This window comes from Sporosarcina highlanderae, assembly GCF_030433715.1.
GTDB lineage: Bacteria > Bacillota > Bacilli > Bacillales_A > Planococcaceae > Sporosarcina > Sporosarcina highlanderae.
The window spans coordinates 322,393-344,070 of record NZ_JAROCC010000001.1 but is presented as its reverse complement, the minus strand read 5'-3'; the positions used below and the strand labels follow the sequence as shown (position 1 = coordinate 344,070).

General features: G+C 44.8%; 17 protein-coding genes and 1 other annotated feature. Of the genes, 13 read left to right on the top strand and 4 right to left on the bottom strand.

The annotated features are described in order from the left end of the window. Positions 1 to 92: 92 nt before the first annotated feature. From P5G49_RS01515 to P5G49_RS01495, 5 genes are all read left to right on the top strand, one after another. Positions 93 to 1,727 carry an S-layer homology domain-containing protein gene (locus P5G49_RS01515; RefSeq protein ID WP_301241697.1) on the top strand — a complete coding sequence of 545 codons (1,635 nt, stop codon included), beginning with the start codon at positions 93 to 95 and terminating at the stop codon, positions 1,725 to 1,727. Positions 1,728 to 1,745: 18 nt separating this feature from the next. After that, positions 1,746 to 3,368 (top strand): S-layer homology domain-containing protein, encoded by a 1,623-nt coding sequence (locus P5G49_RS01510; protein WP_301241696.1) that lies wholly within the window; start codon positions 1,746 to 1,748, stop codon positions 3,366 to 3,368. 108 nt (positions 3,369 to 3,476) lie between these two features. Continuing rightward, the gene (locus P5G49_RS01505; protein WP_301241695.1) at positions 3,477 to 4,268 is read left to right on the top strand and encodes a nucleotidyltransferase domain-containing protein; all 792 of its coding nucleotides are present in this window, start codon (positions 3,477 to 3,479) and stop codon (positions 4,266 to 4,268) included. Beyond that, entirely contained in the window at positions 4,265 to 4,618 is a 354-nt protein-coding gene (locus tag P5G49_RS01500; RefSeq protein ID WP_301241694.1) for a VOC family protein, read from the top strand. Before P5G49_RS01505 ends, P5G49_RS01500 begins: the two co-directional genes overlap by 4 nt. Before the next feature lie 103 nt (positions 4,619 to 4,721). Further along, positions 4,722 to 5,663 carry an NERD domain-containing protein gene (locus tag P5G49_RS01495; protein WP_301241693.1) on the top strand — a complete coding sequence of 314 codons (942 nt, stop codon included), beginning with the start codon at positions 4,722 to 4,724 and terminating at the stop codon, positions 5,661 to 5,663. Positions 5,664 to 6,014: 351 nt separating this feature from the next. Here the strand turns inward: P5G49_RS01495 and P5G49_RS01490 are convergent, their stop codons facing one another. Genes P5G49_RS01490 through P5G49_RS01480 form a run of 3 tightly spaced genes read right to left on the bottom strand, consistent with a single transcriptional unit; the run spans position 6,015 to position 8,688 of the window. Beyond that, on the bottom strand, positions 6,015 to 6,902 hold the full coding sequence (locus P5G49_RS01490; RefSeq protein ID WP_301241692.1) for a glycine betaine ABC transporter substrate-binding protein: 888 nt from the start codon (positions 6,900 to 6,902) through the stop codon (positions 6,015 to 6,017). After that, complete coding sequence (locus P5G49_RS01485; RefSeq protein ID WP_301241691.1) at positions 6,902 to 7,558, bottom strand: ABC transporter permease; 657 nt, start codon at positions 7,556 to 7,558, stop codon at positions 6,902 to 6,904. The genes P5G49_RS01490 and P5G49_RS01485 overlap by 1 nt, the downstream gene beginning before the upstream one ends. Next, the gene (locus tag P5G49_RS01480; protein WP_301241690.1) at positions 7,555 to 8,688 is read right to left on the bottom strand and encodes a betaine/proline/choline family ABC transporter ATP-binding protein; all 1,134 of its coding nucleotides are present in this window, start codon (positions 8,686 to 8,688) and stop codon (positions 7,555 to 7,557) included. The genes P5G49_RS01485 and P5G49_RS01480 overlap by 4 nt, the downstream gene beginning before the upstream one ends. Positions 8,689 to 9,230: 542 nt before the next feature. Here P5G49_RS01480 and P5G49_RS01475 point away from each other — a divergent pair. From P5G49_RS01475 to P5G49_RS01455, 5 genes are all read left to right on the top strand, one after another. Further along, a complete protein-coding gene (locus tag P5G49_RS01475; protein ID WP_301241689.1) occupies positions 9,231 to 9,917 on the top strand; it encodes a response regulator transcription factor in 687 nt (228 codons plus the stop codon). A 10-nt stretch (positions 9,918 to 9,927) separates the two neighbouring features. Then, entirely contained in the window at positions 9,928 to 10,950 is a 1,023-nt protein-coding gene (locus tag P5G49_RS01470; RefSeq protein ID WP_301241688.1) for a sensor histidine kinase, read from the top strand. 101 nt (positions 10,951 to 11,051) lie between these two features. Next, positions 11,052 to 11,828, top strand: a complete 777-nt coding sequence (locus P5G49_RS01465; RefSeq protein WP_301241687.1) for an ABC transporter ATP-binding protein — start codon at positions 11,052 to 11,054, stop codon at positions 11,826 to 11,828. Beyond that, positions 11,806 to 13,743: an ABC transporter permease gene (locus tag P5G49_RS01460; RefSeq protein WP_301241686.1), complete on the top strand. Its 1,938-nt coding sequence runs from the start codon at positions 11,806 to 11,808 to the stop codon at positions 13,741 to 13,743. Before P5G49_RS01465 ends, P5G49_RS01460 begins: the two co-directional genes overlap by 23 nt. 282 nt (positions 13,744 to 14,025) lie before the next feature. Then, positions 14,026 to 15,417, top strand: a complete 1,392-nt coding sequence (locus tag P5G49_RS01455) for an alanine/glycine:cation symporter family protein (RefSeq protein ID WP_301241685.1) — start codon at positions 14,026 to 14,028, stop codon at positions 15,415 to 15,417. A gap of 56 nt (positions 15,418 to 15,473) precedes the next feature. Here the strand turns inward: P5G49_RS01455 and argS are convergent, their stop codons facing one another. Next, a complete protein-coding gene (gene argS, locus P5G49_RS01450) occupies positions 15,474 to 17,138 on the bottom strand; it encodes an arginine--tRNA ligase (RefSeq protein WP_301241684.1) in 1,665 nt (554 codons plus the stop codon). A 47-nt stretch (positions 17,139 to 17,185) separates the two neighbouring features. Then, positions 17,186 to 17,402: a binding site (T-box leader), on the bottom strand. A gap of 93 nt (positions 17,403 to 17,495) precedes the next feature. Here argS and P5G49_RS01445 point away from each other — a divergent pair. From P5G49_RS01445 to P5G49_RS01435, 3 genes are all read left to right on the top strand, one after another. Further along, a complete protein-coding gene (locus P5G49_RS01445) occupies positions 17,496 to 18,674 on the top strand; it encodes a DUF3221 domain-containing protein (protein WP_301241683.1) in 1,179 nt (392 codons plus the stop codon). A gap of 297 nt (positions 18,675 to 18,971) precedes the next feature. Then, positions 18,972 to 20,150, top strand: coding sequence for a DUF3221 domain-containing protein (locus tag P5G49_RS01440; protein WP_301241682.1), 1,179 nt, complete (start codon positions 18,972 to 18,974; stop codon positions 20,148 to 20,150). A 244-nt stretch (positions 20,151 to 20,394) separates the two neighbouring features. Further along, positions 20,395 to 21,657: an erythromycin esterase family protein gene (locus tag P5G49_RS01435; RefSeq protein ID WP_301241681.1), complete on the top strand. Its 1,263-nt coding sequence runs from the start codon at positions 20,395 to 20,397 to the stop codon at positions 21,655 to 21,657. Positions 21,658 to 21,678: the final 21 nt, after the last annotated feature.

Genomic DNA, 21,678 nt, shown 5'->3' with positions numbered 1-21,678 from the left:
TAAATTAGTGTTTTGGAAGTATAGTAGGATGGTATATAATATAAAAAGTAAATCCAATTAAGAAAATATATTGGTAGGAAGAGGAAAACATCATGAAAAAAATCAGCGTCTTAGTCGTCTCCCTTTTACTTTTGCTGTCTGTGGTCACGGGTATAACTGTCGTTCATGCGGATACAACACTCCCTTTAAATACAACTATTTCAGGGGAGATTTCTGAACAAAAACCAGTAGATTCGTACACAATATCCGTTCCAAGCGCCGGTACATTGACAGTTACTGCCGATGTTTATTTTAGTGCTGCGATGATGGAACTTCGTGGAGCGAATAACGAGACAATTGATCGTTTAGAAGGGATTTTTCATGGTCGTCCTGAAAATCCTACTTCGCTTAAAAAAGCTTATTACCTTGAATCTGGTGAATATACTTTATTTGTAAAGGATTTTAATAGAACAAGCTTTGGTAACTATAGTGTTTCTACCACTTTTGATCCGGCGAATAATAACGAAACCGAACCGAATAATACATTCGCAGAGGCGATGCCAATTCAAGTGAATGGTGAAAAAATCAGAGGATTTATTAGTCCTGCTGATAAAGAAGAGTATTACAAAGTGGTATTAGATGAGCCCGGCAGATTGAAAGTCAATGTTGACTCGCAGTTGGGACAAGGAAGCCTTTACTTATACGATTCCGGTGAAAAGGAGTTAGTTTCGAGGTCTTTGGGTAGCTATGAAGGCTTGCCGTTACTTCGGAATTTCCATATGGACCTTGAGGCAGGCACTTATTATCTACGTGTGAGGGGCAGCGTATACTTTTATCCAGGAATCTATGAACTGGATGTTTCTTTTCATCCTGCTAACAATGAAGAGATTGAACCAAATAATAGCAGGGGAACAGCAATACCGCTTCAAATCACTGACAATAGGACCCATATCGGCTTCTTAAGCTATTCGGATATGGCTGATTACTATCAAATTGAAATGAAGTATGACGGCTTTCTGACGATTGATTTTTCATCTGAATTCAGCGGGTATGAATGGGTGGATGAAAAGGGTAATTCCCGTGGCTTCTTGCATATAAGTCATGGTGAAGTAGGAAAACCGGAAAAATCATCGAAAAGTTTGGAACTGAAGAAAGGAATCTATTATTTAATCCCCAAAACTATGGACTACCGGGAGGGCGGCGTATATACAATGTCCTTCAAGGTGGAACCTGCATTTAAAGATGTAACTAACAGATATTATGAAGCCGTCATGTACTTGGCAACCAAGGAAGTGACAAATGGAATCTCCCAGAGCGAATTCGGTGTCGGCCATCAAATTAAGCGGGTAGATGCAGCAATTTGGTTAGCGGGAATATTAAATTTGGACTCATCAGAATTGGATTCAAATCCAACCCCATATGTCGACGTACCGAAAAGAGCGTGGGGTGCGGTGAATGCCCTGAAACGGGAAAACATCGTGAATGGGAAGTCGGCGACTCATTTCGGTGCAAATGATACGATGACACGCGGTGAAATGGCGTTATTGCTTAAAAGGGCCTATACATTATCGGGCGACGGAGTGACGCTTCCTTTCACGGATGTCTCTTCACGTTACGAAGAGGCAGTTAAGGCTCTGATGAAAAACAATATTACGCAAGGGAAATCAGCGGATAAGTTCGGAACGGTGGCGGCCATCACTCGTGGCGAAATGGCATTGTTTTTATATCGTGCGGACATGAATAAATGATAGGAAGAGGAAAACAACTTGAAGAAAATCAGCATCTTAGCCATAACTCTTTTACTGTTTTTGTCAGGATTCACAGCAACGACAACCGTTGTACATGCGGACACGGTTTTACCCTTTAATACAACTATTACAGGCGACATCTCCGAACAAGCTCCAAAGGATGCGTATACGATAACTGTTCCGAAAGCAGGTACATTGACGATTACTGCGAACGTATATTTTAATGCAGCGCTAATGGAACTCCGAGATTCCAATAATGAGCTTACGGGTCATACAAAAGGAATTTACAATGGTCGTCCGGAAAATGCTACTTCGCTTAGCAAAGATATTAACGTTGAACCGGGTGTGTATACTTTATTTATTAAGGATGCGAATAAAGATAGTTTCGGAAATTATAATGTGAGAGTTTCATTTGACCCGGCAAATAATAATGAAATTGAGCCAAATCAGACGTTTACAGAGGCGATGCCGATAAATGTGAATGGAAAACGGATCAGAGGATTTATTAGCTGGAATGATACTGCAGATTATTACAAAGTCGAATTGGATGAACCTGGGCGTTTGGTCATCGACATTGACTCCAAAATGTTCAATGGATCAGTCAAGTTGTATGATTCCGAAGGAGAAATGATTTCTTGGGATAGTCTCGGATTCTATAACGGCTTACCGCTACTTTGGAACTCGCATACAGATCTTGAAGCGAATATTTACTATATTAGTATAAAAGGTAATGACTCTTATCAAGGGATTTATGAAATGGACGTTTCTTTCATCCCGGCTAACAATGATGAGATTGAACCGAACAATAGTAGGGAATCAGCAACTCCGATTGTAGTAAACGACAACAAGGTCCATACCGGCTTCCTAAGTCATACGGATAAAGAAGATTATTATCGGATTGAAATGAAGTATGACGGGTTTTTAACGATTGACTTCTCATCCGAATTCAGTGGGTATAGTTTGATGAAAGAAAGAAGCATTTCGTATGATTCCCATTTGAGCAGCGGAGCTGTCGGGAAACCAGAAAAGTCATCTAAAAGAGTTGAACTGAAGAAAGGCACTTATTATTTTATTCCTTCCATAAAAGTGCTTTGGCAGGGCGGCGTATATACGATGTCCTTCAAGGCTGAACCTGCGTTCAAGGATATGACCGGTAGGTACACTCCAGCCGTAACGTACTTGGCAGACAAGGAAGTTGCCAAGGGGATTTCGGTAAGCGAATTTGGAGTCCAGGATAATATTAAACGTGTAGACGCGGCAATTTGGCTTGCGAAAATTATGAATCTGGATCTATCGGATACGTCCCCAACGCCATATGTCGACGTTCCGGAAAGAGCATGGGGTGCGGTGAATGCGCTGAAGCGTGAGAAAATCGTGAACGGAAAGTCGGCGAATCATTTCGGTGCGAATGACACGATGACCCGCGGTGAAATGGCTTTGTTGATCCAAAGAGCATATAAGTTATCGGGCGATGGATTGAAGCTTCCTTTCACCGATGTCTCTCCGCGATACGAGGAGGCTGTGAGGGCTTTGATGAAGAATGATATTACGCAAGGAAAGACAGCGGTCAAATTTGGAACCGATGCAGCAATCACCCGTGGCGAAATGGCGTTGTTTTTATATCGGGCGGATACGAAGTGAGAATGAAGGAGAGTGGTCATTGGACCGCTCTTTTTTTATTTAAAGGGGAATTGTTAGTTGGCATAGAATAGAGTTTGTATAGAAATGTAGAGGTAAGGGGTGGAATCTATGCTGCCGCAGAAGTTGGCTGTTGAAAAGATTGTTGATAGTTTGAAGAAGGACTCACTTGTACAGGCGGTTTTTCTTAAAGGGTCGATGGGAAGGGGGGAGCATGATGCGCATTCTGACATCGATCTTTATTGCTTGGTGAACGAAGAGAACAAGAAGGCGTTCCTTGCCAATCGGGTGAAGCATTTACTGGCGTATCGCGACATCATTTTAATGGATGACATTTTCATCGTCGCCCCGCAGATTATTGCGGTGTTTGATGATTTATTACATATCGATTTTTTCACTGTGACGAAGGAAACATTCGTTGGTGGCGATTATTTCAAGGTGTTGTATGACCCGCAAAGTGTGATGGACGAGTTTAAGGGGACACAAGGGCTAACGCTGTCGGATCAAGAGTATCGGGATGATGTTCTTGATGTTGGGTGGTTTTTGTATCAGTATAGGCAGTCCGCCGCGCGCGGAAATGAAATCTGGTCGGTGAAGATGCTGACGAATGTTGTGCACCATTTGGGGAGGGCGTTGCTTTATCGATATGCGCCTGAGCGAGCGAAGTTGGGTTTGAAGACGATTGAACGGTCACTGCCGGCTGACGTGGTAGCGGAGTTGAAGGAGATTTTGGAGTTCATTACACCGGAGGGGCATGTAAAGGCGGCTGTTCGGATTGGACGGTTGATGGATCGGGAGTATGAGTGGATCCGGTTGCAGTGGGATGAAGATAGCGAGGGGATGAGGTTTTTGAGGAGAATGGTTGATATGTATACATTGGAAAAGGAGGAGGAAGGGATATGACACAGGTTTGTGTGATTAGTATTTATGTACCGGATATGCAGAAGGCGGTTGAGTTTTACACGGGGGTATTGGAGTTTGAGGTGAATAAAGAGTATGGTACGAAAATTGTAACGCTTGTCCACAGGGGGCTACCAATCGTTTTGGAGGAAATGGAGAATGCGGGTTATCATGAAATGTCTTCAGGAGTTGTGCTAACGTTGAAAACGGACGATATCCATCAATCCCTTGCGTTGCTCAAAGAACATGAAGTGGAATTGGTAATCGGAGAGCCCGCCGACTGTCCACCAGGCAAATATATCAGTTTCCGCGACCCGTTTGGGAATGTGTGGGAGTATTTGCAGTTTAATTGAATAATTAGATATCTATTGAATGAATATGATAGACTATTAAATAGCGGAATATTATTTAAGGAGATGAACCATATTCATTCATAAACTACGAAAGGCCCCTCTATTGTTAGAGGGGCTTGAAGCGGCGATGAGGCGATTGCCAAGTCACCATGAAGCAATTCCTGCGTTACGTTTGAAACATGCTGCGGTCAAAGCTGGATTTGGTGGCGAGCAGGAATTGGACAAGGTGTTTGGGGGCTATTCATTTTCAATGAAGCATGGGATTTTCCATGATTTGTCATTGGCATCGAGTACTTACTTTCAAATGGACACGCTATTCATCACGCCTTGGTATGCCGTTTTGTTCGAAGTAAAGAACATTGCAGGCGAGCTAACGGTGACAGAAAATCCCCCTCAATTGATACGGACGTTAGACTCTGGGCAAGTGAGTGGCTTCAAAAGCCCCATCGCCCAATTGCAAAGTAACTGTGAACTCTTTCAAGACTGGCTGTATAGCCGGGATCTTTCATTGCCGGTATACGGCGCCGTCGTTATGGCGTACGCCAGCCAACGCATCGAAGTATTCGACACAAAAACCCCTGTACTATTTCCAAGTTCTGTTCCTTCGTATATACGAAAACTTCCAACAACCTCCCCATTGTTGGACGATGCAACATTTGATCATCTTCTTTTACTATTAAGCAGTGGTCATCGCCAATTCATCCCTTCTCCTATTTGTGGTACTTATTCTATTCGACGTAGTGACATTCGGACCGGTGTGATTTGTCCGGAGTGTGGGTTTATTGGTATGGGCTGGAATAGACGGAGATGGGAATGCATGAATTGTGGATTCCGATGTAGTGAAGCACACAAACAAGCAATCCGTGACTGGTTTTTACTGTTTGGCGGAAAAATGATGAATAAAGACTGTAGAGAGTTTCTCCATCTTGAAAGGCAGCAAAACGCAAATCGGATGCTTCGGGATATGAATTTACATACCGAGGGAGCTAATCGCAATCGAACTTATACGATATGGATTTCGGCAAGCCAAAAAAAGCGCACATAATGTGCGCTTTTTTGTGTGGAAAATTGCTAAGTGGTGATAAACACGTTTTAAGTGGTGATAACACTCTTCTGAGTGGTGATAAAAGCTGTCTAAGTGGTGATAAACCATTTCTGAGTGGTGATAAGTTGGTAATCCCCTTGAAACTGCCATGTTGTCACGCTGAAAATAGGATTTTCACCTTGAAAAAGCGCTAAGTGGTGATAAACCTGTTCTAAGCGGTGATAAAGTCATTCTAAGTGGTGATAACACTCTTCTAAGTGGTGATAAACCCACTTTAAGTGGTGATAACCTATCGTTCAGCGGCGGCGAACACAGCTATAGCTTTGATTTAGCCGCCATGTGACCCAAAAACTACCCCTCAATCAACCCGCTCTCCACCAAAAACTCTTCTGCGACCCTTTCCACCATCATTCCATCATTATCGACTTTGGCGTTCATTTTCTGCATGGCTTCCTCGTCGATCATGCCCTCTAATTGCTTCAGAACTTCTTCGATTTCAGGGTACTCTTCGAGTGTTTCTTTCCGCACAAGCGGGAGTGCGTGATACGGAGGGAAGTAGGACTTGTCGTCTTCTAACACACGAAGGTTGAATTCTTGCAATTGACCATCCGTCGTGTAGGAATTGATGACGTCGACTTCACCTGCATTGATCGAACGGTACATGATGCCGTGATCCATGCCTTTTACATTTTTGAATTTCAATCCGTATTCCTTCTGGAAGCCAGGCAGTCCATCGGGGCGGTCGATGAATTCAAAAACCGCGCCTAATGTGAAATCCTCTGAGTACTTGGCGAAGTCACTGAATGTAACGACTCCAAGTTCTTCGGCTTTTGATTCGTCCAACGCGAGGGTGTACGTATTATTGAAGCCGAATGTGTTGAAGGCGATAATGCCATCTTCGTCAACGAGACGTTTAGTCATTTCCAATGTCTCTTCGGCGTTACCTGGCTCTTGGTGATAATAATTGACGACAATTGTCCCAGTGTAATCGGGGACTACATCGATATTTCCATTCAACATTGCATTCCAGACGACATTCGAGCCGCCAAGATTTTCTTTATAGATAACTTTTATATCTGTTTTATTCTCAATTAACTGCCCCATCACGTGGGATAAAATAATGCTTTCAGTGTTGTTTCTTGACCCAAGTGTAAGCGAATCTTTTTCTATAAAAATGCAGCCGGAAAGCATGCTCATGACAAGCATTGCTAACAGCAAAACAGTGAACTTCTTCTTCATTATGCTTTCAATCCTTTCGGTGTCGTCCAGCGCTCTAATGAGCCGAAGAACACTTCAAGAATTATCGCAAGAAGTGCAGCGGGGACTGCGCCAAGTAGAATTAGTCCATCAATCCCACGAGTGATCCCAAGGAAAATGAAATCGCCGAGTCCTCCTGCCCCGATGAAGGCCGCAAGTGTAGCGTTACCGACATTAATGACGGCGGCAGTTCGAATTCCGGCCATGATGACAGGAATCGCGAGTGGCAATTCCACTTTGAATAAAATTTGCATGCTCGTCATTCCCATTCCCTTTGCAGCCTCACGGGTTGCAGGGTCTACGTCTTTTATTCCCGCGTACGTATTCCTGGCAATTGGCAGTAGCGAATACAGGAAAAGTGCCGCAATCGCAGTTTTGACGCCAATTCCGAAAATGGGAATCATGAAACCTAACAAGGCAAGGCTTGGAATTGTTTGCATGACGCCAGTTCCACCTAACACAAGTGTCGTCAGTTGTGGAACTCGGGTAACAAGGATTCCAAGTGTGACGCCGAGAATAATAGCGATTAACATCGAGAAAAATACGAGTTGGATGTGGACTGATGTCGCTTCAAGAACTTCTTTCCAGCGCATCTGTGATTGTTCGACCAATTGTTGCCAAATTGATAGATTATTCATACAGCGACCACCTCCGCTTCCGTCCATTGGCTGGACAATGCAGCTAACAATGAACCACGCGTAACTAATCCAATGACCTTTTTCGATTCATCCACGATAGGAATCAGGCCGAATGGTGATTCATCCATCATGATAATGGCGTCCTTCGCTGAAGCGGAATCTTGTAAAATGTGACCGATTGGCTGCATTATTTCTGCAATGCTCCGAATACTATTCACTTTTTGGATGACATCATAGGCGGAGACGATGCCTAACAAAGTTTTTGATTCATCCACAATGATGAGATCTGTAATTTTCCTCTGGCGGATAAGTGAAATTGCCTTTTCTGGAGAACTTTGAGGAAGAGTCGTAACGACAGATTCAGACATAATGTCGATGACAGGCATCAGTTCAGGGTTTTGAATGATTCGATGCTTGCCAATGAATTCTTCGACGAAACCGTGGGCAGGTTCATGAAGTAATTTCTCGGGAGTGTCCAACTGTAGAAGTTTGCCGTCTTTCATAATGGCGATACGGTCACCCATTTTGAGTGCTTCGTCCATGTCATGAGTTACAAAAATGATTGTTTTATTCAATTTTTTTTGCAATGAAATGAGTTCGCCCTGCAACTGTTCCCTTGTAAGTGGGTCCAACGCACTGAACGGTTCATCCATTAAAATGATTTCAGGATCGGAGGCAAGTGCGCGAGCGATTCCAACACGCTGCTGTTGTCCCCCCGAAAGTTCTTTTGGATAGCGACTTGCGTAAATTTCAGGATCTAACCCGACCATTTCCAGCAATTCATGCACCCGAGTCTTAATTTTATCTGGCGCCCACCCGTTCAACTGAGGAACAATCGCGATGTTTTTTTCAATCGTATAGTGGGGGAATAAGCCGACCTGTTGGATCACATAACCGATACCCCTTCGTAGCTCGGAAGCGACATACGAGTTGTTATCCTTACCGTTTATCGAAATCTTCCCGCTTGTATGCGGTTCCATCCGATTAATCATTTTCATGGTCGTCGATTTACCAGAACCACTCGGCCCGATAAGAACAAGCAGCTCGCCTTTCGGAATATCAAAGCTAACAGAATCAACAGCCTTGAACCCGTCTTCATACACTTTACTTACGTTTTCAAATTTAAGCATAAAATCCTCCTATGTTTTTTTGCAAAACTGTTTGCCGTTGAATTTGGGATGAAAATATCAAATAACGGCTAAAAAAAGAAGACATATATGCCACCCGATCAGGTGCGATGTCTATGTAAGTAGTATAACATACTTCGGAGGTGGAAGTAGTGGGGATCAGGCAATTCAGTAGGTTATTAGTATGTATCCGGTTTAGGATAAAAGTCCTTTTCTTGATGTAGTTTGGGAATAATCAATTGTAGGAGAAGCCGCATAGATGGCGGTCGAACGGGGGGTGTGGATAGTTGTCAAAATAAACTTTACTAATTGTTGGGATGGATTAGTAAAATGGTATAAAAGTACTGTGTGAATGGTAGATGAAAAGGCCAAGGAAATGGCGAGTCGGTGGTAAATTGCCGTAAGTCGGTGGTAAACGCCGCCAAGTCGGTGGTAACACCCGAGAGTCGGTGGTAAAGTCGCCAAAGTCGATGGTACCTCCAAAAATCTTTCCCAACCTACCACCACATCATTATAATAAACGTAAGAAGGGGTGTGCAGCGGATATGGACATGAATATTTTCATTGTGGAGGACGATCAAGCGATCTACAATTCATTGAAAGAGCGGTTAAGCCAGTGGTCGTTTAATGTGTCAGGGCCAACAGATTTTCATGATGTGATGGGGGCTTTCATTGAAGCGAAGCCTCATTTGGTCATATTAGACATCCAGCTACCCGCATATGACGGGTTCCATTGGTGCCGGGAAATCCGCTCGATATCGAAGGTGCCGATCATCTTCTTGTCGTCGCGGGATCATCCAATGGATATGGTGATGGCGATGAATATGGGGGCGGATGATTATGTGCAGAAGCCGTTCCATACAGACGTGCTTCTTGCGAAAATTCAGGCGACGTTGCGGAGAACATATGCGTATACGGCGGATGAAGCGGCGGATGTGCTTGAATGGAATGGAGCAATGATTGATATGAAGCGCGGCATCATTCGGCTTGATGGCAATGAGGTGGAGCTAACGAAAAATGAGTTTTTCATCTTGGCGGTGCTTGTCCAGTCAAAGGACGAAATCGTATCGCGCGAAGAGCTTATCCGGAAATTATGGGATGATGAACGGTTCGTCAATGACAATACATTGACGGTCAATGTGACGCGGCTGCGCCAGAAACTTGCGGACATCGGACTTGGTGACGCGATTCTCACGAAAAAAGGCATGGGGTATATGGCGGTCAGCTATTAGGGGGGATTCAATGTTCACAGCGTATGTAAAGGATATGAAAAGCTGGATACTCTTGTTTGCCACTTCACTCGTGTTGACAGACATCCTGATTTGGGTTGATAAAGGCCTTGCGATGAGGCTGAGCTCTCTAATTTATCTCAACATGCTTTTGATCGCCATTTTTATTTCATTCCTCATGTGGCGTTATAAAAAAGAGATGCATTTCATGAAAGAACTTCTACGTATTTCAGAAGATCCTTATAGGGATTGGCAGGAAGGATTGCCGGAGCCGCTCTTCGTGAGGGACCAGACGACTAATGATCTGTTGCGGCAAGTGGCAAATGATCATTTGAATGAGCTGTCGGAAATGAAGGCCATAAACCTTAAGGAGAGTGACTATACGGCGGCATGGGTGCATGAAGTGAAGGCGCCGCTCACTTCGATGAAAATGACGATCGATGCGAATCCGCAAGATGCGGTCGTCCGAAAAATCGAGTCCGATTGGCTGCGTGTCCATTTGCTGATCGACCGGCAACTTTATATTTCACGTTTGCCATCGCTTAGTGCGGATTATGTCTTAGAAAAGATTAACGTTCATCAGTTGATCACTCCCGAAATCCGGGAAATTCGGTCTTGGTGCATCGAGAAAAATATTGCTGTTGAACTTGATGACAATGAGTTGGAATTGATCACGGACAGCAAATGGTGTCGCTTCATCATCCGCCAACTACTGACGAACGCTGTGAAATATAGTCCAAACGGAGGCACGATTCGTATTACGGCAGACCATTCGTTAGGGGGACATCCGGTTTTATCAATAAAAGACGAAGGCCCGGGCATCCCTGCTCATGACCTTCCCCGTATTTTTGACAAAGGGTTCACCGGGAGCACAGGAAGGCTTCATAATGCGGCGACAGGACTCGGGTTGTATCTTGCCCGACAAGTAGCTGAGAAGATTGGAATTTCCCTGTCGGCGCATTCCGAAACAGACAAAGGAACAACGATGACCATGACGTTTTCCACTGAAAACGAGTTTGACGCTACACGAACATGACAATAATGTCACATTGCCCGACCTGTTTGTCATCTAAATCAAACGACCGGAAAAAGTTCGCACGTTAAGATAAGGATATAGCAAACAGGGAGGGTACAATGATGGACCAACATAAAACAGTTTTATATGCTCAAAATGTCCGGAAATCATACGGGACGCGGGGCAATGTGCAGCAAGTATTGAAGGGGATCGACCTGCGGGTAATGGAAGGGGAATTCGTCGGAATCATGGGTGCCTCAGGCGCTGGGAAAACGACGTTGTTGAACGTTTTAGCGACGATCGACCGCACGACGGAAGGCTCGATATTCATTGGAGATACGGATATTTCGAAGATGAAAGAGCGTGAGCTGTCTGCATTCAGGCGTGACAAATTAGGCTTCATCTTCCAAGATTATAATCTCTTAGATACATTGACGGTAAAAGAAAATATCCTCTTGCCAGTTTCCCTCGGTAAAATGAAAAAGCGGGTGGCGGAAGATCAATTCAACACAATCGCAAACATATTAGGCATTAAAGAGTTAGCGGATAAATATCCACATGAAATTTCGGGTGGACAAAAGCAACGGACCTCGGCGGCACGTGCGCTTATCAACAAACCGTCCATGGTTTTTGCGGATGAACCGACAGGCGCGCTTGACTCGAAATCGGCATCTTCCTTATTAGGGACATTAGAGGATGTCAATAAACACCAAGGTGTCACAATCATGATGGTGACACATGACCCTGTCGCATCGAGCTACTGCAGCCGGGTTGTCTTCTTAAAAGACGGCAACATCTACTCAGAGCTATACCGCGGCGACAAAACGAGACAGGCCTTCTTCCAGGAAATCCTGAAAGTGCAAGGTGTCCTCGGGGGTGACAGCGTTGACGCTCTTTGAACTTGTCATCCGCAGCATGCGGAAAAACATCAAGCATTATTATTTATACTTTTTTGCGCTTATTTTAAGTGTTGTCCTATACTTCGTCTTTGCGACCTTGCAGCATGATCCTTCGGTTGTTGAAAGATCGGGCGGCAGCATGGGTGCGGCATTCAAAGTGGCAGGAATTCTATTATTATTCATCGCAGGTATTTTCGTCGTCTATGCAAATGCAATCTTCTTGAAGAGAAGAAGCCGTGAAATCGGGTTGTATCAATTGATCGGCCTGACAAAAGGGTCAGTCTCACGTCTGTTGATTATCGAAAATTCCTTGCTAAGCGCCGGGGCGTTAGCCATTGGGATTTGCATAGGAATCTTAGTGTCTCGCGTATTTTTATTGTTGTTAATGAAAACCATCGGATTTGATGGATTTATCGAAGTGGAGTTCTCGACGGCTGCTGTCATCCAAACAGTCATCGTGTTTATAGCGATCATCATTCTGACGTCAATCCAAATGGTTGTCGCTGTTTACCGCAACACATTGTTAGGGTTATTCAATGCCGAGAAAAAAGGTGAGCATCCGAAAAAACCGAAAGCGTTTAGGTCAGCATTTCTTGCGATTTTAGGAATGGTGCTCATCACATTCGGCTATTGGTTGTCTGGCCGGATGTTGAATGCATTGCTATTGATCAATATGATTGTCGTCTTGTTTACGACAATCCTTGGTACTTATTTATTGTTCCGGGTGGCAATCGGCTGGCTGCTTTACCAGATCCGAAAACGGAAACAAGGTCATCTTGGGTTGAATAACAGTTTGTCGATTGCGCCAATCATGCACCGGATGAAGGGCAATGCGAACTCATTGACGATCATCACAGTATTGTCCGCGATGACTTTGACGATGTTGGCGGGTGTGTATTCCCTTTATTATTCGACGGAAAAGGAACTTCGCCTTGTATATCCTTTTGACTTTTCTTTTGATGATTTTTGGTATGAGGACGGTCAAGAAGCGTCCGCAAAGTTTATCAGCGAACTGGACAAGCAAAATATTTCTTATACGTATTCAACGGTTGAGACTCTACAAGTGGAAGGTGAATTTGAAGAGGGAAGTGCACTGGAACTGATATCCACATCATTTAGGGCAACTATTATTAGCGACAAACAATTGCAACAAGCAGGTGTGGACATTGAAGTTTCCGAATCCGATGCCGCGTACCTTTACGATGCGGGCATCTACTGGTTATTGAAAACGATGGATGTGCCGTTCAATGTGGAGTTAACGAATGATGATATAGAATCTATGAAAGTCGTAAAAGTGAACGAAGGAAATGCAGTAAATTCTTCAGCGTCGACACAACTTGTCGTGAAAGACGCATTTTATCAAGAATTAAAAGACTTATTTCTGAAAGATAAAAACGGCTCCCGCATTGCATCTATCTATGCCATCAATGTGTCTGATTGGGACCAACTTGTCGAGGCATCTGCCATCTTTAAGCGCATTAATGAGAAAAATGATCGGGTTAGATTTGATTATTATTCGCAGTATGTCTCTTCGATGGAAAACAATGGACTATACATTTTCATAGCTGGCTTCCTTGGACTCGTGTTCCTCATTTCAACAGGGAGCATTCTGTACTTCAAGCAAATGACGGAGGCGGAGCAGGAAAGAAGCAGCTACGCAACGTTGCGCCAATTGGGCTTCACTGTGCAAGATATTATGCGGGGCATTGTTCGTAAGCAAGTGTTCGTTTTCGGCCTGCCGTTGTTGATTGGTTTGCTACACTCCATTTTTGCGATAAAAGCGGCATCTTTCATGTTCATGTCCGATATTACGGTTCCAGCAACAATCGCTATGGGCATTTACGCGTTGATCTATCTCGTGTTCGCCTTTTTGACTGTCGGGTATTATCGCAAAACAGTAAAAGCGGCACTCTGAGGGGCTGAGTGGTGATAACTTTGCGCTAAGTGGTGATAACCTCGATCTAAGTGGTGATAAAGCCAATTTAAGTGGTGATAACCTCGGTCTAAGAGGTGATAAATCCGCTCTAAGTGGTGGTAAGCCCTTGGTAAGCGTTGATTAGCCCGCTTAAGCGGTGATAACTTCAAAAGCAAGCGAGTCAACGCTGACTCGTTTGCTTTTATTTTTCAATAAGGTGATTTTTGAATGAGATAAGGGTAAAGATTGGGGGAGATGTATGAATTTGAAGGAGTGTTGTTCATGGGGATTTTGGAGTGGCTGGTTGGGCCGGCGAATGATTTTATTTGGACGTACATACTAATTGGACTTCTCTTGCTCATTGGTGTTTACTTTACGTTTCGAACGAAGTTTGTCCAATTCCGCTTGTTTGGGGAAATGTTTCGCCTAATCTTCGAGAAGAAGGGGAGCGACCACGGGGTATCTGCGTTTCAGGCATTTACAATCAGTGCTGCATCACGTGTAGGTACGGGAAATGTCACCGGGGTTGCGCTTGCAATCGGGATTGGTGGACCGGGTGCAGTCTTCTGGATGTGGGTCATTGCCGTAATCGGGATGGCGACGGCGTTCGTGGAGAGTGCGCTTGCTCAAGTATATAAAGTACGCGATGGCAATTCATTTCGCGGAGGTCCGGCCTATTACATGGAGAAGGCGCTCGGACTTCGGAAGTTGGGTGTCGTTTTCGCGATTCTGCTGACATTGTGCTTTGGGTTTATCTTTAATTCGGTTCAATCAAACACGATCAGTCAGTCGTTCCATGATGTTTTCAATCTACCATATTGGGTCGTCGGACTATGTCTTGTTGTACTGACAGCAATCATTATTTTCGGCGGTGTGCATCGGATCGTCAAAGTGACACAGGCGATTGTTCCAATCATGGCGGTATTTTATCTGCTCATCGCCCTGTACGTTGTTTTCGTCAATATAACGGAAGTTCCCACGATGATTGCATTGATTTTTGAACATGCTTTTGGCATTAAAGAAATTGCTGGTGGCGGTGTTGGTGCTGCGATGATGCAAGGTATCAGACGTGGTTTATTCTCAAACGAAGCGGGTATGGGTAGTGTCCCGAATGCTGCGGCGACGGCGACTGCAACGCATCCGGCGAAACAAGGGCTTGTTCAAAGTCTTGGCGTGTTTTTTGATACGATCATTATTTGTTCAGCGACGGCCTTCATCATTATCCTTGCAGGCTTGTACGACAAAGGGGAAGAGAGCGGTATCATCTTGACGCAGTCTTCCATGGCTGTTCACGTCGGATCATGGGCGCCCTATTTCGTCGCGATTGCGATCATGTTCTTCGCATTCAGCTCGATTATCGGAAATTACTATTATGGAGAAACCAATATCGAATTCATTAAAACGCATAAGTCATGGATGACGCTTTACCGAATTGCGGTCCTTGGCATGGTAATGTTCGGTGCGATGGCGAAAGTGGATATCGTTTGGAGTATGGCGGATTTGTTCATGGGCTTGATGGCGATCATTAATCTACTCGTCATTCTGCTTTTGGGCAAGGTGGCCTTTAAAGTGTTGGAGGACTATACAGCACAGCGAAAACAAGGAAAAGACCCGGTATTTAAAGCGAAAACGATTTCAGGGTTGAAAGGCGCGGAATGCTGGGAGGAAGAATAATTGAATAAAAGAAATCGTCCCGCCAGTGAATGGTGGGACGATTTCTTTTTGATTGATCACATCTCTTTCGGCGACTGCATTCCTAACAATCGCATTGATTCCGTTAAGACGATTGTGACAGTTTCGATGAGGGCAGCGCGATAAGGCAAATTTCCATGATCGGTCAATACTTGGACATTCCCGTAAAACGAATTGAACGCTTGTGCAAGGTCAATAGCGTATTTCGCGATAATTGAAGGATCCAAATCGTCAGCCGCCCGTTTGACAGCCTGTGGAAATTGTTCAAGCAGCTTGATTGTCTCCCATTCATGATCGTTCACTTCGTTTATAGTGAATGAATCAATTTCACCGACTCTACGCAAAATCGAATGGGCCCGCGCGTTCGCATATTGGACGTACGGTCCGGTTTCGCCCTCGACCTGCAGCATCGTTTCCAAGTTGAATTCGATATCATGCTTCCGATGTTGCTTCAGGTCACTGAATAAAACGGCCCCGACACCAACTGCTTCAGCTACTTCAGATTGATGGGCAAGCGTAGGGTTCTTCTCCTTGATGTTTTTCTTTGCGAGTTCGATTGCTTCTTTTAACACTTTTTCAAGAAGTACAATCTTTCCTTTACGCGTCGACATCTTCTTCCCGCCTTGCAAGATGAGTCCGAATGGTACATGCACGATTGTCTTTGCCCATTCATGCCCCAATTTCCCCAAAACCTCTTTCACCTGCGTAAAGTGCAGGCTTTGTTCATTCCCGACTACGTATACGGATTTAACAAAGTCATACTTATTTTTCCGGTCAATAGCAGCGGCCAAATCCCGTGTTGCGTACAACGTTGCGCCATCTGATTTTTTAATCAAACAAGGCGGCATTCCTTCTTCAAGTTCCACAACCATGGCGCCGTCAGATTCAACCAATAGACCTTTGTCTTCAAGCTCTTGGACGACAGGTTCCATTTTGTTATTGTAATACGCTTCGCCGTTGTACGAATCGAAAGTTACGCCTAAAAGATCATAAATTCGCTGGAATTCCTTCAACGACTCAGTCTTGAACCAGTCCCAAAGGGCAAGTGCGTCGGTATCGCCATCCTCCAATGCTTTGAATGCTGCGCGTCCTTCGTCGTTCAAGGATGAATCCTTCTCCGCTTCCTCATGAAAACGGATATACAATCTCAGTAATGTCTCGATTGGAGCTTGACGGACATCTTCCTCATTGCCCCATTTTCGATATGCAGTGAGCAGCTTTCCGAATTGAGTTCCCCAATCACCGATGTAGTTGATTTTCACAGGGGTATAGCCATTCTTGTCGAGCAATAAAGCAATAGAATTCCCGATGACCGTGGAACGCAGATGGCCCATGGAAAACGGTTTCGCTATATTCGGAGATGATAAATCAATCGACACAACCCCGCCGTCGCCTTCATTGGTAGAACCAAATGAGGCCGATTGTTGCAAGATTGTTTGAATGAGCGTATGAGCAATGACTTCCCGGTTTAGGAAAAGATTGACGTACCCATTCACAGCTTCGGCTCTCTTTATCAATGGATGTTTAACTGAAGCGACAATCTCCTCAGCGATGGCGACTGGTGATTTCCGCAAGACCCTTGCGAAAGGAAAACAAGGCAATGCAAAATCGCCTAACTGTGCATGCGCCGGGCGCTCCAACATATACTCCTCCAATGGAATCTGGCTGACTGATTGTAAAGCTTGTAGAATTTCCTTTTTCATATACACGAACCCCTTTTTAGATAAAATAAAAAGCCCTCGATCTCAATAAATGAGACGAAAGCTTGTTCCGCGGTACCACTCAAATTGCCCCTGTCAAATATGGGTAGAGGCCCCTTTCTCCTAACGGCGAGACACCGGCTTCTCCTACTTCATTCAGAAAAGCATCTACGAAGTGCGCTTCATAATTCATCTTCGCCAGGCTCCCACCAACCCCGGCTCGCTATGGAAGGGCAGAATCATTACTCTCTTCGTCATCGATATTGTAGTTGAATGTATCAAATCGGTGGCCGGGTGTCAATGGGCGGCTGAAACTTTTGTATGAATCGTCCGTCTAATCCGTTAATGGGAGGTTTTGACATGAATTATAAGTTATCAATTATATTATGTGCTGCTTTATTGTTAGGTGGATGCGGAACAGATGCATCCCCGAAAAATGTCGCGGTTGAAGATAGTGTTGAAGGTAGTGTTGGAGATAGTGTTGAAGAATGGAAAACGTTGAAGACGGTGAGTGGGAGAGAAATCATTGCGGAATTAAAGCAAACCGCTCAAGAGACGCCTAAGCGAGACAAGTCGGCCACCATTGAAACGCCCCCCGAATATGAGAAGCCTAAAAAAGAATTGGTAGAGGATTTGGCGGTCAAAGCAATTGAGGCACCCGCTGCAAGCCAGGCGGTGGAAGAAGTTTACGGGGAAGGTGGCATTCGTGATGTAGGAGTCCTCTTCATCGAACTTCAGACGAGAGGCGCTGAACAATCTGGTGTCTGGATCGGGTTAAAGGAACCGGATGAACGCGTTCAGCAAGTGCTCGATCTATTGCAACCAAAAGTGGATGCGGGCGAAATCTTGGCAGAACCAATCTATTTTTTCCGCAGCCCTCATACGGAAAAGGAATTGTATGATTTACAGGATGAAGTCGCAGAGGCGTTGAAAGGGATGGAATCGGAACAGGGATCTTATGCGCTGTATGTCAATATCATTACTGGTGAGATTGAAGTTTCCCATGATTTTCTCATGCCGGAGCAGCAAGAGGAGCTGCGCCAACAATTCGCCGACCAAACAATCAATTTCACGCAAAATGGAAGAATGGTAGCAGCTCCCGGGGAATCAAGGCTTATTTCTCCTGACCAAATATACACTAACACTCCACTCATGGATGGTGGATTTATACTGTCTGTTAGTGAAGGGCAGTTCTTGGTAGCTGGTCCAGATGAAACTGCTGCGTTTTACAAATTCCCTGAAGCTGACAAGTTGAAAGTCGGCCTGCGAGTGAAAGTGGAAGCATCAGGCCGCATGATGGAATCCTATCCTTCGCAAGGGACTGCAAAATTTGTAGAAATCTTGCCGGACTACAAGCCCGTGAATGCGAAGCTTTCCGAGTCCCAGGTCGTGGCGAAAGCTTTGGAGATTTCGGGTGAAAGGCTATCAAATGGCTATGTCGTAATTAATGAGGTTATTTTTGATGAGAATGAAAAGAAATGGATTTTCGAGCTTCTGCCGGACGACGGAGAAGGAACACTCGAAGTTGCAGATGAATAGAAGTTCTATTGGCAACCGTCCTTTTTAGGGCGGTTGTTTTTATGGTGGAAATTTGTCGAATGGTGATAAGTGCTGCTTAAGTGGTGATAAACTCCCTTTAAGTGGTGATAAATTGTGGCTAAGTGGTGATAAACTTTTTTGCTATGGAAAGTTGTATTGCGGAGAGGCCGAATTGTAAGCAAAACCTCACGAATCTACTTCGCCAGGCTCCCACAAATCGGTGGCCGGGTGTCAATGGGCATTGGCGTAACTTTAGTTTGAATCATCCGTCTAATTTGTTGATTGGGAGGTTTTAGAATGAAAGGTAGATTAATAGTACCGATGTTAGGAATTTTACTCTTAGGCGCATGTGGAACTTCTGAAATGGGGGCATCATCAAAAAACGGCTCGGTTGAAGATAGCGCATGGCGGACATTGAAAAAAGTGAGTGGTCGTGAAATCATTGCTGAATTGAAACAATCTGTACAAGAATCGCCTGATCGCGAGAAAGCAGCTGTTGCACAAACAGAAAGCTACGAATATAAAGAAGGATTATTCGGCAAGCCGACTCCTGAATTGGCAGAGGATATGGCGGTGCAGGCGATTGAAGGACCGACCGCAATAGAGGCTGTTGAAAAGGTTTATGGAGGCTACGAAGGTTTTGAAAACGCAGGAATCCTCTTTTTCGAAAATCAGATGAGTGGGGCGACACAACCCGGTATTTGGATTGGCGTGAAGAATCCGGACGAGCGCGTTCAGAAGTTGCTTGATGAGCTGCAACCGAAAGTGGATGCAGGCGAAATCTTGGCGGAGCCGATCTATATTTTCCGTAGCCCACATACGCAAAAGGAACTGTATACTTTGCAGGATAAAGTGGCGCAAGCGTTGAAGGGGATGAAAATAGATCGAGGATCTTATGGTTTATCCGTCAATACAATTACAGGGATTGTGGAGATAAACCATGACTTTCTGAAACCGGAGCAGCAGAAGGAACTAAAGGGAATGTTCCCGGACAAAAAGTTCCACTTTGAACAAGATGGCCGAATGGTTGCTGAACCGGGTGAATCAAGTATTATCATTCCTGAAAAACAATTCACCGATACCCCTGTGACGGATGGTGGTTTTATTTTATCCGCCGGGGAAGGGAAAATTTTTGTGGCGGGAGGAACGGAAGGCGCCGTCTTCTACAAGTTCCCTGAAGCGGATAAGCTAAAAGTTGGTCAGCGAGTGAAAGTTGAGGCGTCCGGAGGTATCAAGACGTCCTATCCGGGACAGGGAAGTGCAAAGTTCGTGGAGATCATGCCGGATTATAAGCCATCGGGCGCGCGCCTCTCAGAGTCGCAGGCAGTTGGGAAAGTGTTGGAAATGGCCGATGGAGAATCGGCATTTGGCTTTTATGTCATTCAGAAGATTTCTTTTAACGAGAATGAACATATGTGGATTTTTAATGTGATGCAGGATGATGAAGAATTGATGCTGGAAATTGAGGATAAATAGGGATTATTTTTGAAACCGCTCCTATCGGGGGCGGTATTTGGGGGAGAAAATTAGTTAAACGGTGATAAACTTACCTTAAGTGGTGATAAACCCTCGATGAGCGGTGATAACCGCTGCCTAAGTGGTGATAAACCCTGTTTAAGTGGTGATAACCATCTTCCCAACTATACATCACCCTCATCCACCGCTCTCCCGGTTTCCATCCCCTTCCCATGGGTATGCTATCTGCAGAGGAGGGATTGATTTGTCGAAAAAATTGATCGCCGCGATACAGGAGAACGCTTTTCCGTTGAATGATCAAGCGTTTGATACGATAATGGACGCAATTGGGGAAGCCCGGATTGTCCTATTAGGTGAGGCGACGCATGGAACTTCAGAGTTTTACAAAGTTCGCGCGGCATTATCGAAACGGCTTATTCAGGAAAAAGGATTCACCATCATTGCAGTAGAAGGTGATTGGCCATCCGCTCAGGCGGTTAACCGCTATGTGAAAGGCTTTGATGAAGAGGGAAAAACCGCTCGGCAAGTGCTGTCACAATCCTTCAATCGCTGGCCGACATGGATGTGGGCGAATGAAGAAGTTGGGGAGCTTATTGAATGGTTGAAGCGTGAAAATGAAGAAAAGGATGCAGCTGATAAAACAGGGTTTTACGGGATTGATATGTACAGTCTTTATGAGTCGATTGATGAAGTGTTGCATTTTCTTCAGGAAAATCCCACTTATAATGCGGACTTGGAGATGGCAAGAAAGGCATTTTCCTGTTTTGAGCCGTACAACCGAATGCCTGAGCATTATGCATTGTCGACCGTCCATTTTTCGGATGAGTGCATTCGCGAGGTTACGAACTTGCTGACGACCATCCGTAGCCATGAAGATCTTTATTCGAACGAGCAGGAAAAGGATTTGAACATAACGATGAATGCATTGGTCGCGAAAAATGCTGAATCGTATTATCGCGCGATGATGCAGGACGATGCCATCTCGTGGAATATCCGTGATATGCATATGGTGGAGGCGGTCGGTGAACTATTGAACTACCATGGCGATGACGCTAAAATCATCATCTGGGAGCATAATACTCATGTCGGCGATGCGTTGGAAACATCGATGGCCGACCATGATATGATCAATGTCGGGCAGCTCATCCGGGAGAAATATGGGAGGGATAACACATTTGCCATCGGCTTTGGTACGTATGAAGGAACCGTCATTGCCGGCGAAGGTTGGGGCGAACCGTTACAAAAGATGAAAGTCCCACCTGCCAAGTTCAATTCATGGGAAGGTCAGATGCATGCGGCAAAGGCAGATGATCAAGTCATATTATTCACAGAGGAAAACCGTCATTTATTCAACGAATGGATCGGCCATCGGGCTATCGGGGTCGTCTACAATCCGGAGTTTGAGGCGTTTGGAAATTATGTGCCATCAAGGGTCGGCTGCCGATACGATGGAATCATTTTTGTGAATCGGACAAATGCGCTATCGCCTTACGATTTGAATAAATAGGAGCCATGCATTTACTTGCAC

Coding starts and splice junctions, on each gene's coding strand:
- P5G49_RS01485 (WP_301241691.1), bottom strand. CDS start 7,558: ATGAATAATCTATCAATTTGGCAACAATTGGTCGAACAATCACAGATG.
- P5G49_RS01475 (WP_301241689.1), top strand. CDS start 9,231: ATGGACATGAATATTTTCATTGTGGAGGACGATCAAGCGATCTACAAT.
- P5G49_RS01490 (WP_301241692.1), bottom strand. CDS start 6,902: ATGAAGAAGAAGTTCACTGTTTTGCTGTTAGCAATGCTTGTCATGAGC.
- P5G49_RS01440 (WP_301241682.1), top strand. CDS start 18,972: ATGAAAGGTAGATTAATAGTACCGATGTTAGGAATTTTACTCTTAGGC.
- P5G49_RS01455 (WP_301241685.1), top strand. CDS start 14,026: ATGGGGATTTTGGAGTGGCTGGTTGGGCCGGCGAATGATTTTATTTGG.
- P5G49_RS01470 (WP_301241688.1), top strand. CDS start 9,928: ATGTTCACAGCGTATGTAAAGGATATGAAAAGCTGGATACTCTTGTTT.
- P5G49_RS01480 (WP_301241690.1), bottom strand. CDS start 8,688: ATGCTTAAATTTGAAAACGTAAGTAAAGTGTATGAAGACGGGTTCAAG.
- P5G49_RS01500 (WP_301241694.1), top strand. CDS start 4,265: ATGACACAGGTTTGTGTGATTAGTATTTATGTACCGGATATGCAGAAG.
- argS (WP_301241684.1), bottom strand. CDS start 17,138: ATGAAAAAGGAAATTCTACAAGCTTTACAATCAGTCAGCCAGATTCCA.
- P5G49_RS01465 (WP_301241687.1), top strand. CDS start 11,052: ATGGACCAACATAAAACAGTTTTATATGCTCAAAATGTCCGGAAATCA.
- P5G49_RS01505 (WP_301241695.1), top strand. CDS start 3,477: ATGCTGCCGCAGAAGTTGGCTGTTGAAAAGATTGTTGATAGTTTGAAG.
- P5G49_RS01515 (WP_301241697.1), top strand. CDS start 93: ATGAAAAAAATCAGCGTCTTAGTCGTCTCCCTTTTACTTTTGCTGTCT.
- P5G49_RS01445 (WP_301241683.1), top strand. CDS start 17,496: ATGAATTATAAGTTATCAATTATATTATGTGCTGCTTTATTGTTAGGT.